Below are 14,644 nucleotides of genomic sequence, written 5' to 3'. Positions count from 1 at the left end.
TGAGGATGCTCTGCCCATACTAAAACGGGCTTTTAATATTTATCAATCCGTGTCCAGTTCGAACGCCATCGATATTATCCTGATTGTTGCCATTGTTAAATGAACCACCGCCGCCACCACCATCCCTTGTATTCCCTACTGACCAAGCACCACCACCGCCGGAATATCCGCCACCGCCACCGCAGGCATATGTACCGCCGCCGCCACCACCGTATCCACCGGCAGAGCCATAATTGCTGCCACCCGCACCGCCTGTTAGCCCATTAGCCCAACTAAGTCCGCCGGTGCAATTATCTCCCCCATTGACTCCATTACTATTAAATCCACCGCCTCCGCTGCCATTCCAACTTGAACCGGAAGTGGAACCGCCATTGCCGCCTGACCCACCAGCACTATTACCCGTTCTATCATTTGTACCTGTATTCGCCGAAACAGCATTCATGCCAGCGGTGCTGCCACTACCACCTCCACCACCTGCTATTATAAGCGGAACTCCACTTCTAACCACGAAAGAACCACCACCGCCACCTGATGATCCACTTCCATTAACACCCTGTTGTCCAACAACAATACTAAGCACATCCCCATTATTAAGAACAAAATCACCTCTCATTCTTGCCCCTAAGCCACCACTATTACCACCCTGCGCACCCCAGACCTCTATACGGTAAACACCAGTTTGGGTTATTGTTAAATTTTGTATTGATCCATTTCGGCCGGTTGATGTATTATTGAAAGTAAGATTTACAGGGGTGAAATTTATTGTCGTCTGGCTAACCGTATTGCTATAAGCGCTGATGCCGATACCATTATAGGCGTAAACCCGATAATTATATGTTGTTCCCAAGGTCAGCCCGCTGTTGGTATACGCAGTGGTATTAGGCGGCAACGTGGTGATTAACGCGAAACCTGTATTAGTTGGCAGGATATTACGCTCTATCTTAAAACCCTGTTCGCCATCAGAATTATCGGTCCATTGCAGGCCGATATCAGTTGTGGTAACGGTGGTTGTTATCATGTTAGACGGAGCCAAAGGCGCTATGGTTTGGGCAATAAACTGGTTGGAATAAGGATGGTCCAAAAGGAAGTTATAAGAGCAAACCCGATAATAATAGATATTGCCACCTGACACGCCCGTATCGGTATATACCGTGGCATTGGCCGATGCGGTATCAATCTGGGCCCAACCCGAACCGTCCGGGGAACGTTCAATCTTGAATCCGTTCTCAGTAGGTGAATTATCCTGCCAGGTCAGTACTATCTCGGTCGCGGAATTCACTTGCGCAACCAAATTAGTGGTTACATTATCACCGCCATACAAATATCTGACTATGACTATACCGGAACCACCAGCACCTCCAGTACCTTGATGATTGCCGCCACCGCCGCCACCGCCTGTGTTTGTTCCACCATTAGCGCCCGGGGCGCCAGCTGCGCTAACGACCCCGTTTGCGCCATTAGCTGTTCCACCGGTACCGCCTGAACCAGCAGTTGAAGGTGCGGTCCAGGTACTGCCTCCTCCTCCTCCTCCCAAACCACCATTTCCGGCCGGTCCGGCGCTATGAGCCGCGCCACCACCGCCGCCGCCATAATAATACGGTGTTCCGGAAATAGAAAATTGCAAACCGGAGCCACCATGACCGGCACGAGTAGCGTTAACCGCATTAACTTGGGAATTGTCTCCGGCACCGCCCCCTCCGCCGGCATAATAATCATTATTAACAGAGGGGGAATTACCGCCAGCGGTACCCTGCTCGTCAGTACCAATGGCCCCAAATGTTTGGCCGGCACCGCTATACATATAACGAGCCGCTGCACCGCCACCCGAACCGCCAACTAAAGCAGGGCCACCAACCCATGTCGGGTCGGTACGATGACCGCTGCCGCCGCCGCCTCCTCCGATAGCCACAAGTGAATTAAACACAGAATTCTGGCCGATAAATCCCGAAACTGGAGTCCCATTATATGGTCCAGGAGAACCAGCGCCACCGGCACCGACGGTTACGGACATCGCGCAAGGAGTAATGGCATAAGCGCTTCTATAAATCACGCCGCCTCCTCCGCCGCCGCCACCCATATCAGCGCCACCGCCTCCTCCTCCGGCCACCACCAAAACTTCAACATTCCCACCGTCAGTTACATTCAAGATACCGCTTGAAGTAAAAGTATGTATTTTGTAACTTCCCAAATATGTAATTGTTCCTCCTGTTGCTTTTATAATCGGGGTGGTTTCGACAATCTCATTGGAATAATTACTGTTATCGATAGCGTTATAAGCCCGAACTCTGTAGGCATATGTTGTTGCCATTAGGACAGTGCTATCAGTATAGGAAGTAGTATTCGGAGCAAGCGTATCAAGTACAGTATAGTTTACACCGTCTAATGTACGCTCTATTTTAAAACCGTCCTCATTCAATGAGGTGTCCTGCCATTGCATGCTAATTAAATTAGTGGTAACAGATGTGGTTATTAAATTAGTCGGGCCATCAGGTTTCTCGGTGCGGTTGAACGATGCGTTGGAATAATCGCCGTCGCCGGTAAAGCCATAGGACCTGACCCGATACCAATAATTAGTGGTCGGAGTTATCGGGGTATCCGAATAAGAATCGATATTGGCGCCGACCGTGTTTATCTGCTCATAATTAACACCGTCAAGAGAACGCTCTATCTTGAAACCCAGCTCGTGCGGTGAGGTATCATGCCAGCTCAGGTCAATCCGGCTGTCACTGACCAGGGCGGCCACCAAATTAGAGGTAATGTTAAATTGGCCTTCGGCCGAAGGCGTTTCGGCTGTCGGCGCCGGGGTAGCTGTTTTGCGCAGACGCACTACAGGATTAAATGTCGTGGAATCATAACTGTTATTAGCGTTCTGGTTAACCCTAAAATAAACAGCATCACCACTTGAAACCACGGTGTTAAGGACATAATTATACCCGACATTGTCGTTAAATACCACGGCCTGTGACCATAGCGGATTGGTATTATTATATATTGAAGCGGTTATGCCATCACCACCGCCAAGATTACTTTTTTGAACATTGCCCGTAATAGTTAACCCATAATTAGCCGGGCTCATCCACTTTCTGGCCGGCTCGTATGTATCCGGATGACAGGCGCTGCTCCAGAGCAGATTATAAACATAGCTCCCTTGCCATCTATTATTGGCCGGATCCCAATTCATATCCTGATAAAAACCACCGGTCCACTCCTGATAATACCAATTATTGGCTCCCTGGGTGGAGGTAAATCCGGTTGAGGCCTGGTAGACAAAAACAAAAGCATTATCCGTACTGGCGCTTGTGCCTGAGATATTGCCGTAATACATATTAATTATCGTTGAGCCATTCGGCAATGACGGTATTTTGACCCAGTACTTATTGTCATTTTCCTGCCAGTAATAAAGCTCTTGGTCCATGGTCTCATTTGTAAAGCGGACATCACTATAATCCGGCTTAATCTTAAAGGAATTGCTGTAACGAGCCCCGACCTCGCTTTCGGAAAGCGCCCTGTTCAGTATTTTGACCTCATCAATAACGCCCTTAAAATTATTACCAATGTAAAGGTTGCCGGCATTGGTATTGATCGACCCCGTTAAAGTCCCTTGGGCTTTCAATGTGCCATTGACATAAAGCTTCTGCTGGTTTGAAGAATCATTTTTATTATATGTCATGACGATATGATTCCAACCCGGGGAAAGCGAGGTACTGATGAATGTCCGGTTTATCTGCCCGGCAAAGGTTGAGCCGTTAAATGATATGCCATAAGCATCCATTTTATAGATGCCGTCCGTCATCATAATACTCAATGGTGTTAATTGATATGAAGACGCCTCACCCATGCCGGCGCTGACTTTATTACCGTATGCTATTTCCTGGTCAGCGAGAATCTTGAGCCATGGACCGGCAGCTGACGTTGCATACCTGAGCGATAATTTATTGCCTTTTCTTTTATGCATGAAATAATAACCGGTGGGTTGCGCGCCTTGGCCGTTGATAGGCGAATGATACTGCCCGAAGTATGTTCCGGTATAACCGCTCGGGAATCCCGAGGTATTAAGCGAGCCCCAATAAGGACCGCTACCGTCATTAGACCAGCCATTCCAGTCGTAATGGGAAACATTCGACCCATAGACCATACCGAACCCACGATAATCATGCGCCCAATATGAAACAACCTCGAAATCCTCTCCGGCGTCAAAAGTCCTATCAAAAACAATACTTGAGTAGTTGCTTCCAGCGGACCAGGTCCTGTTGTTATTTGAAAGAGTCCCTTTGGGGGGCGATGCTATGAATTTTATCGGTTGGTTTGCCGGAGAATTGGTTGTATCAACCCAGGCCTCTATGCTAATGGCATCAGTCAGATTCAGGCTGGAAGCGTTCCGAACCTCGACATATTCGCCAACCCCCTGGAAAGACAAGGCCTTCCCGTAACGACCATCCACCCGGGCCGGCAAAGCCGCATTGAGCTTATAATCATCCACATAAGCCGTGCCACTGGGATTATCTGATGTGTTCCACCAAGCCATATCTACGTATATATATACCGTCCCGTTTACGTTATCTGGATGCAATGCGTTCGAAGTAGCCACCGCCTGGGAAAATTGCTGCCATCCGGTAGTGCTGGTGGTTATAGTTTTCCAGTCCTTATGAGTAATATAACTATTACTGGCATCATAATACTGGATTCTCAGGTAGAAAGTACTTGTTATCACAGTAGCGTTAACCCAGGCTGATACAGTAAATGATTTCCCGGCCAAGTAAGAGGTTACAACCGGGCTTGATTTGTTTGAGGTCGCGCTAACACCGCTAGCAACCAGCTTACCCGAATAAGCGCCAGTATATTTCTGAGTATTATCCCATGTCTCGGACCCACCCCAGTTGCCGCTTTCGAAACCGGAGTTATCAATCAAATTATAATTTATAATCCCGGTATTATTGTATCCCGAGCAATCCGCCGCGGTTGAACCGGAAGTTTCGGAAAAATGATATGAGGCAACCAGTCCGAATTCGTTAATAAATGCGGAATCAGAAAACGGCGCTATAGCTACCTGATAATCATTTAAAGCACTACCGGTATTATTTATGGTTATCTGCCTGAGGTACGGCCAGGAACCGTTACCTGAATTAGACATTATAGTGACTATACTCCGTGTCGGGGACCAGGCCGATACACCATTCACATTTATTCCCTGCACCCGCCAATAATAAGTATTAAAAGGCATCAAATTAGTTACTGTATAAGAAGTAGTTGTTAATCCGCTTTGATCAACTATAGTTGTAACGAAATTAGCATCTTTACCGAATTGAATGTGGTATGTCTCATTATAAATACCCTGACTCCATGTCAATATGCAATTATCGGCCGGTATTATTGCCGCATCCAGCGGTGCGGTAGGACCGGGAATTCCAATAGTCGAAAATGACCGATACAAAGACCAATCGCCTTCGCCGCCGCTGTTATAAGCTTTCACCTGCCAGTAATACGTCGTCGCATGTGATAAAGCCGGAACATAAGATGTTACGGCAACAGCATTTTGATCAATCATTAAAGATGAGAAAAATATATCCGTAGAAACCCTTACTCTATATGTTACGGCCGTCGGCACATCAAACCACGAAAGTGTCTGATTGCTCGGGTATCCTGTGCCAGTATTAAGCGGAGAATTCAATGTCGGCAACCCAGGCGGAGCAATCGCCGTGGTGAAAGACCAAGTCTCTGACCAATTACTGGCCCCGGCGCTGTTAACCGCATGGACACGCCAATAATAAACGGTTGAAGCCGACAATGCCGAGGCATAATATGAAAGCACCGTAATAGAGCCCTGATCCTTAACAAGATTAGCAAATGACGGCGTTTCGGAAACCTGTACCCGATAGGAGGTAGCTCCGGGCGAGGCGTTCCAAGTCATGGTCATATTTACCGGCACATTTATCGCCGAATTGCCCGGTAAAGCCAACGTTGGTTGGGGCGGAGGTATGACCAAAGTCGTGAATTGATACACCTCTGACCATGACGAGGTTCCGCCGATATTGTTGCTCTTTACCCGCCAGTAATGGGTGGTGTTAACAGCTAGGTTAGCCACCTGATAATTGGTAACAACAATAGAATTTTGATTAACTATTATATTATTGAAACTCTCGTCTGTGGCTATCTGAATCTGGTAATCATCAGACCTGTCTGCCGGATACCATGATAAAACCGTATTAGTAATCACGCCGGTAGCGCCCTGTATGGGTGATTGCGGTATGGGTATGGCCGGAAACGCGATTATGGTGGTAAAACTCCAGGTATTGGACCAACTGCTGGAACCGGCGATATTGTTGGCCAGGACCCGCCAGTAATATGTGGTTAAATTATTAAACGCCGGCGTAAAAGTAGTACCGGTTATTTGGTTCTGATCCAAGACTATCTCGGAGAATCCGGCGTCAGTCGCGACCTGCAGTCGGTAAGAAACCGCCCGATTGGCCGCATTCCATCTTATTGTGTCATTGATTAACCAATTAACAGCCCCGTTTGCCGGGGCATTAAGAGTCGGCTGTGCCGGGATATCTATGATGGTATCGAATTTGAACACCTGCGACCAATCAGAAGTCCCGGCGCTATTTACGGAACGAACCCGCCAGTAATATGACGTTAAATTACTAAGCACGCAGCTCGTTGAAGTGGCCGCAATATTGCTCTGATCTAAAACTACAACCGAGAAATTCGCCGCGGTTGAAATCTGGATATGGTAAGAAGTCGCTCCTTTAGACGCATTCCAAGTTAAGCTTACCGGCACCGATTCATTTACGGAATAATTTACAGGGCTGACCAAAGCAGGTATAGCTACAATTGTCTGGAAAGATCTGGCGGTCGAGAAATCCCCTTCACCTCCCGCATTGACTCCTTTTACCCGCCAATAATAAACAGTGCCGTTCGCTAAATTATTGACAGTATAAGACAGTGACGACGTGGCAAAAACGTATGTTGCGGACACTTCGAAATTAATATCACTGGAAATATTCAACGTGTACGAGGCCACACCGCTAACCGCATTCCAGGACAAGGTCGGATTTACAGACAACGCTACGGTAGGATTATTGGACGGAGCGACAAGTTCCGGAGGCGGAAGGAGCGTAGTGAAATAAAAAACTGTCGACCAATCAGACCCACCGCCGACATTGTAAGCTTTAACTTTCCAGTAATATCCAGAGTAATAATTCAGTCCGCTGACAGTCACGTTTGTCCCTGTAATATTGCTCTGGTTAAAAATAACACTTGCAAATCCGGCATCGGCCGCGACTTGAGCCTGGTAAGAGGTGGCCGTATTTACCACCTGCCATGATAATTGCGGAATCTTTAAAATAGCCGCGGCGTTATTTTGCGGTGTTACCAGGACCGGCTGGGCCGGAGCAGGAACATTTATGGTGAAGCGGCTGGCGTCGGACCAGACACCCTCACCGCCAATATTACTGGCTTTGACTCTCCAGTAATAAACCGTCAAATGGGTCAGGTCATTCGTCTGGTATGACAATCCGGCTATTCCGCTCTGGCTGATAAGCACAGAATTGAATCCGCTATCAGTAGACACCTGCAGAGAATAAGAAACCGCGCCAAGCGCGGTATTCCAAACCAGCTGGGGGCTGAGTATATTGACAGTTGAGTTATTTGACGGGGCTGACAAAGCCGGCATGGCCGGAACCGCGATTATGGTGGTAAACGACCTGATGACGGACCAAGCTCCGGTCCCGCCAGCATTGCTTGCCCGAACCCGCCAGTAATATACCGTTGAATTACTAAGGGCCGGTACGTAAAAAGTATTCTCAATATTGCTCTGGTCGCAAATGAGTCCGGAAAAACCGTCGTCTACAGCAACCTGCAACTGATAACTGGTAGCCGTGCTTGAAGAGTCCCATGTTAATGTTGGGTTAACAGAAATATTTGCGGCGCTGTCTGAAGGCAAGCTCAGTACCGGTCCGAGCGGTGGCGAAATATTTGTGACGAATGACCATATTGCAGACCAACTGCTCAAGCCGGCAACATTGACGCCCCGAATGCGCCAGTAATAACTTGTTGAGTAACTAAGCGCCTGCGAGAGCATAGTCGATGTTACTGTGGAAGTGGCGGTTAAAGGCGCCGCAAATGAAATATTATCGCTTACCTGTATTTCATACGATGCGGCATAATTTGATACGTCCCATGTCAGCGTCGGGTTAATTGACAGGGCCAAGGTACCGCTGACCGGAGTAGCCAACAACGGCAGCGCCGGTAAGGCTGCTATTGTAACAAAGGAGCCGGTTTCAGACCAAACTCCGGTCCCGCCAGCATTGCTTGCCCGAACCCGCCAGTAATAGGTGGTGTTATAATTCAAGACCGCGGTGGTATATACGGTCGAGGTAATATTATTCTGATTAATCACAAAACTGCTGAAATTAATATTTGAGGAAACCTGCAGATTATAATAAGACGCCCTGTTTGCCGCGGCCCAAACCAACTCCGGCGTCAATGAGATACTGGTGGCGCTCATTATCGGAGATGACAGCACAACTTGAACCGGGGCTTCTATAATGGTTGTAAAATTACCAGTGCTTGACCAATTTCCTGTGCCGCCGGGGTTGACACCGCGTACGCGCCAATAATAGGTCGTCAAATAATTGCCCGCATAAGCCAACGATGTGGCCGTGATTCCGCTGGCCTCGCTGATGATGCTGGTAAAACCAGAATCAATTGAAATCTGGATCTGATAAGCCGTGGAGTTATTGGCTGCCTGCCAGAATAAGCTGATGTTGATCGGATTATTGGACGATCCGTTCGCCGGCGAGGTCAAAATCGGGCTAGCCGACTGGATATACAAAGTAGTGGTGGTTGATTGGTTGGAATAAGCGCTGGTACCGCCGTTATTCCAGGCTAAAACCCGGTATGAATATGATGTCCCGATTATCAGATTCCTGTCGGTATAAACATTGGTATTGGTAAACACCGAACCTATCTGGATATAATCCGCATCCGAAGGGCTCTTGCGCTCTATCCGGAAACCGTTTTCATTGCCGGAGCTGTCCTGCCAGCTCAGGCTGATTTGAGATGTGGAATCAGCCGTGGTTATCAGGTTGCGCGGCGACTGGAGCACTTGCCAGTTTCCTTTTGAGTTTGATGCGCAGTTGAGCTTGTGATTATATACATCAAGATAAGCAATATAGACCTTGTTTGTTTCGATAACCAAAGAAGTATATTCGGCCCTGACGCTATCAGCATTGACAATGCTCCATGATCCGGCCTCTTTTCTGGCGTATTTGACAGCTTTTGCCGTAACATCATAATAACTGATGTGAGCCTCATTAGCCAGGTCCAACGTAATCCCGGTAAACTTGCCGACATCCCCGACGGAATCAACCGTGGAACAAACGAACACGCCCGAGGCGTTGGTCGCATATTTCAGGTCCTTGTTTGTCGCATCATAATAACTGATATGAACCTTATTATTGGGGTCCAAGGACATGTCCGTATATAACCCAACATCGTTCGAGCTGTCCACCGTCGAAATAACCCAGGCTCCGGACAGATTGGTTGCATATTTCAGGTTGCCATCGGTTTGGTCGTAGTAACTGATGTGGGCTTTATTGTTCATATCGATAGCCAGAGAGGTAAACATCCCTGTATTCCCTACCGAATCAATCCTGGCAATCGCCCAGCTTCCGGAGATATTGGTCGCATATTTGAGGTCACTCGAAGTATTATCGTAATAACTAATATGGATTTTATTGTTGAGGTCAACGGCTATCGATGAATAAAACCCCACATATCCGTCCGCGTCAACCGTGTATGTCTGCCAGGCGCCGGAGACGTTAGTAGCGTATTTAAGGTCGACATTATTCCTATCATAGTAGCTGATATGAACCTTATTGTTCCTGTCCAGCGCCAAAGAGGCGTATTCGCCGACCTCGTTATCAATGGTTATCGTCGCCCAGTTCCCTCCAGCATTGGTGACATATTGCAACCTGTAATTCGAGATATCGTAATAACAACAATGTATTTTGCCGCTAGTATCAATAGCGATAGGCGTATTACCGCCAGCCGAGCCCGAAGCCAGTGTGATTATTGTCCAGGGCGTAATCACCGACACCTCGTTGGAGTAATCGCTTCGGAAGTTGGTGTTGAATGCTGTTATGCGGTAATAATATGTGGCTATTTCCGTTACGTTAGTATCCGTAAAAAGACGGTTGTTGGCCGATAAGGTGGCAATCTCGTGATAACTCCCGGAAGCCCCGGTTTTCCTTTCGACTGAAAACCCATCCTCGTTTTCGGAATTATCAATCCAGCTAAGGTTGATCTGGGAAGACGAAAAGGCTGTAGCCGTTAAGCCGTAAGGAATTTCTATCGGCGTGCTGCTTCCGGTCAAAATATTCTTGACATTATCCTGACAAACACCGCCATACCCCAAAACAATAACGGCTACCAGCAAAATCCCAAGAAATCTGCGATAAAACCCTTTATTCAGCATAATTATACCCTATTATTTGCACTAATTTTGTCAAGAGAAATTCCTCTATAACCTTCTTTCCTTACACTATATAGTTAGCAAAAAGCATACCTGCTAAATAGCCTTTTAATAGGGGTTCACGGCGTTTTGCTTAGTTTTCATTACAAAGCTGTAATCCATACCAAATTAGGTTACATTTCCGTAACATCCCAGCCACTGATAAATCCCGAGATAATTCAAGGTATTTACCCTTCTAGTGCCCATCGGTAGCTTAAACTGCCTTCTAATTTTGTTGACATAATAAAACAAGCATTATACCATCTTGCTTTTATGCCTGATATATTAAGCGGTGATTTCGAGTTTGACAAGAGTAAATTCCTCGGTAAAGGTGCTTGGGGCGACGTTTACCTGGGCAAACAAGTCTCGCTTAACCGGCCGGTAGCCATCAAAATCCTCAAAAAAGAGCTGACCGCTGATTCGGATTTCGTCAAACGTTTCCGCCGCGAGGCCGAATGCCTGGCCAAATTAGCCAACGAACATATCATCCAGGTTTATAGTGCAGGTGAGCATCAAGGTTCGTATTTTTTTATAATGGAATTTGTCCAGGGTATGCCCCTGTCCAAGTTTGTTGAACAAAAACACAAATTCACGCATGACGAACTGGCTTATGTCGGATTGTCGGTCGCCCAAGCGCTTAAAGCCGCATGGAACAGCCCGGCCAAAATCGTCCACCGGGACATAAAGCCCGCTAATATTATTGTTTCTTTGTCTTCGGCTATAATTTCCCCCAAGGGCGAACCTTCGGGCATAGTCGAAAATATGCCCACGTCCGGAATCAACATAAAAGAAGGCATTGTCAAGGTTATGGATTTCGGTCTGGCCAAAGTTTCCCAAGAAGGCGATAATGACGCTACTTTGGCCGGCACGGTCATCGGCACGCCCAAATATATATCGCCGGAACAGGGCATGGGCAATCCGGCAGATGTCCGCTCGGATATATATTCACTCGGCATCGTTATGTATGAAATGGCCACCGGACAGATTCCGTTCCAGGGCGACAGCGCCGTAAGTATGATTCGTCATCATATTTATGATTCGGCCCTGCCGCCATCACAATTAAATAATGAAATCCCGCCCAATCTGGATGCCATTATAATGAAATGCATCCATAAGGATCCTAATAAGCGCTACTCTAATCCGTCCCAATTAATAGAAGACCTGACGGCATTCCAGCAAGGCGCCGCTCTTAAGTTCGCTGAAAGTAGCGTTTCCACGCTTGACGCCACGATGCTCGGCCCGTCTGTCGTCAAGGCGAAATCAAAGAAAAAAGTTATTTTCATAACCGGTGGAGTGATGGTTGTTTTAGCCACAGCCGTGGTTATCTGGCAAACGACTTCCGGCAAAAAACCGGCCCCGTCCTTGCCGTTAAATCAAGCGTTTAATACTAATGCAGCTACTCCCTCAAACACGTCCGCGGCTCTTCCACCGGTTCCGAATAAAATAATCGAAACCGCCGAAACCAAAGAAGACCCTCTGGCCAAGGAAATAATGGGTCTGCTTAACAAGGCCATTGAATTAATCGAGGCTAATGACCTGGAAGGCGCAAAGGATATCGTCAATCAGGTATTGACAAAGGCGCCAACCCACCCCAAAGCCAAAGAACTGATTGACGACATTAATAAGCGCATTGATGTCCGGGAAAAACTCCGTTTGGCCCAGGCTTACTTAAAAGACCCCATCGCGCCGATTGACAACCCTCTTATCAGCGACCAGAAAAAGTTTAATTATGTGGTCGAGCTGATCGGAGAAAACAAGTTCTCCGAAGCTAAAGACGAGATTTCAAAATTAATAGACCGCGAGGATGCCATCATCTCTCCGGGCGCTATTTATTTCGGCATGCGCTTGATTCTGCTGGAAAAAGGCACCGCATATCTGGACAACATGAGCAAATATTCCGCCAAGCTTAAACGGCTTTACCCCAACAGCGATTGCATTACGCCCGGCGAAGAACTGCTCAAAAAAGCCGCAGAACAGGCCGACGCGGACGCTTTCGATGAAGCCGTAAAACAAACCCAAAAGACCAAAGATTACACGGACAAAACCAAAATCATATCCGAATTCATAGCCCGCAATCCCAATAGCCGTTTCCTGGACAAAGCAAAAGAGTTATTGGAGCAATTCAAAGCCGAATTAGCCAAACAACGCCTGGCGGCTTATAAAGCCGCCTTCCTGGATGCCCAGAACTATTTCGGGCAGAACCAGTTTGACGAATCCCTAAAATCGCTGGACAAAGCCCTGACCCTTTCGGATGACCATGCGGAGGTAGAATCATTCCGTGAAAAAGTCGACCTGGCTATGTGGAAATTCCGCGGCATCGAACCGTTGGGCAAGGAACGCGACCCGGCTTCCAAGGCTTATCTTAAAGTTAAAACCACCAAAGACGGGGTGGAAATGGTTTTGATAACCGGCGGCGATTTCACCATGGGCGGCAATGACGGTTCGCCGGGCGAAAGACCGGTCCATCGGGTAACCACCGTCCCTTATTATGCGGATATTTACGAAGTAACCAACGCCCAGTTCAAGAAATTCGTCGACGCCACTAATTACAAAACCGACGCGGAAAAAACCGGTAAAGCCTGGGCGTTTATCGACGGCGTTCTGGAACCGGATGTCAAGGGCGCTTCCTGGAGGACGCCGACCGGCCAGGGCTCGAGTATTGACGCCATTATGGATTACCCGGTGGTCCATGTCAGCTGGGCCGATGCCAACGCCTACGCCCAGTGGGCCGGTAAAAGACTGCCCACCGAGGCCGAGTGGGAAAAAATGGCCCGAGGCAATTCAACCCTTAAATATCCCTGGGGCAGCGAATGGTCCGCCCAAAAATCCAATACCGTGGAAAATAACGCCGGCCAGCCGGGAAAAACCGGCAGTTACCCAATGGACAAAAGCCTCTCCGGCTGTTTTGACATTATCGGCAACGTGGCTGAATGGTGTTATGATTTCTACGACGAAAATTACTACTCCCGGAGCGCGGCAAAAGACCCGCGCGGCCCGGAAACCGGCATATACAGGGTCGTCCGGGGCGGTTCGTGGATAAGTAAAGGCGAGGATACCAAAATCACCACCCGTAAAAAAGGCGGCATCTCCTCGCGCAAACAACCTGTCGAACCGGTTAACTTCTGGTCTAATTACATTGGTTTCAGGTGCGTAAAGGATCTTAAATAAAATGAAACATTATTACCTTGCCTTGTTGCTGTTATTGATTATTTCAGCCGGCTGCGCCGGGCCGATGGAAATAACCCGGACGCTTGACGTAAATGACACCTATGTCCAGGACGTCAAGAAAATATCCGGACTGAACCAGAATGTCGTGCTGGCTCCGATTCATATCGACCCGGCCCCGGACCAACCGGTCAAGGACGAAAAATTCGTAATGCTCGAGCCGGAACTGCTGACCACCCAGTTGATGGAAACATTCCGGTCTTATATGGTGTTCGACAAGCTGGAAAAAATCCCGGCCACGGTTAAGACCAAAAAAGAACTCATCGCCGAAGCCCGGGCCAAAGAAGCAACCCTGATTATGAGCCTGACCGTAAAAAAATACCGCATCTATTATATCGGCGGAAGCGACGCCACCCTGGGCAATACCGTACTCTGGTTCTTCGGCACTATCCCCTGCTTCTGGACACACGACCAGATGTACGGAGTGGAAATAACCGCCGAAACATCGTTCCTGGACCTGGCCACCTCCGAGGAATTCGCCCTGCCCCTGACTTCTTACACCACCACTTTTAAGGTCGAAGGCAGTCTCAGTTTCCTGGAACGCGGTTTCAGCCCGCTGATACTAATCCTGCCGCCCCAGCTCTGTTCCATAAACTGGAATAACATCCAGGAACTGGTCAACCAGAAAGCGTCATCCTACTTCCTGATAAAGCTGGCCGAGCAAACCAAAAAAGAACTGCTCCAGAAATTATCCTCTTAATAATCAGATCCCGGACGGTCTTTCCGGCATTACCCAAAAGTAACATCTTCACATATAAATCACCCTAAAGTAACAGCGCCGCATAATTCTTGCCTAAAAACCATTTATACCCAAATTTAAAGCGTATTTTACGGCTATTTGGCTGGTACGCTTTTTGCTTACATTATATCCCAGAATTTAGTTGACATTTTTCAGGAAGAAGGCTA

At 47.8% G+C, this 14,644-nt stretch carries 3 protein-coding genes; 2 read left to right on the top strand and 1 reads right to left on the bottom strand.

Going from position 1 to position 14,644, the window contains the following annotated elements; translation table 11 throughout:
* Nucleotides 1–19 precede the first annotated feature (19 nt).
* A complete protein-coding gene (locus WC980_05305; GenBank protein ID MFA5794468.1) occupies nucleotides 20–10,477 on the bottom strand; it encodes a fibronectin type III domain-containing protein in 10,458 nt (3,485 codons plus the stop codon).
* A gap of 309 nt (nucleotides 10,478–10,786) precedes the next feature.
* On the opposite strand from WC980_05305, the gene WC980_05300 reads away from it, so the two are divergent.
* Together WC980_05300 and WC980_05295 are read left to right on the top strand one after the other, a co-directional pair.
* Complete coding sequence (locus WC980_05300) at nucleotides 10,787–13,681, top strand: bifunctional serine/threonine-protein kinase/formylglycine-generating enzyme family protein (GenBank protein MFA5794467.1); 2,895 nt, start codon at nucleotides 10,787–10,789, stop codon at nucleotides 13,679–13,681.
* Nucleotide 13,682: 1 nt separating this feature from the next.
* Nucleotides 13,683–14,438, top strand: a complete 756-nt coding sequence (locus tag WC980_05295; protein ID MFA5794466.1) for a hypothetical protein — start codon at nucleotides 13,683–13,685, stop codon at nucleotides 14,436–14,438.
* Nucleotides 14,439–14,644: the final 206 nt, after the last annotated feature.

It is taken from the genome of Candidatus Brocadiia bacterium (assembly GCA_041658285.1).
In the GTDB taxonomy this organism is placed as follows: Bacteria; Planctomycetota; MHYJ01; order JACQXL01; family JACQXL01; genus JBBAAP01.
This window is presented reverse-complemented; position numbering and strand designations above follow the sequence as displayed.

Excerpts from the sequence above, each read along its gene's own strand:
- WC980_05295 (MFA5794466.1), top strand. The coding sequence starts at position 13,683 with ATGAAACATTATTACCTTGCCTTGTTGCTGTTATTGATTATTTCAGCC.
- WC980_05305 (MFA5794468.1), bottom strand. The coding sequence starts at position 10,477 with ATGCTGAATAAAGGGTTTTATCGCAGATTTCTTGGGATTTTGCTGGTA.
- WC980_05300 (MFA5794467.1), top strand. The coding sequence starts at position 10,787 with ATGCCTGATATATTAAGCGGTGATTTCGAGTTTGACAAGAGTAAATTC.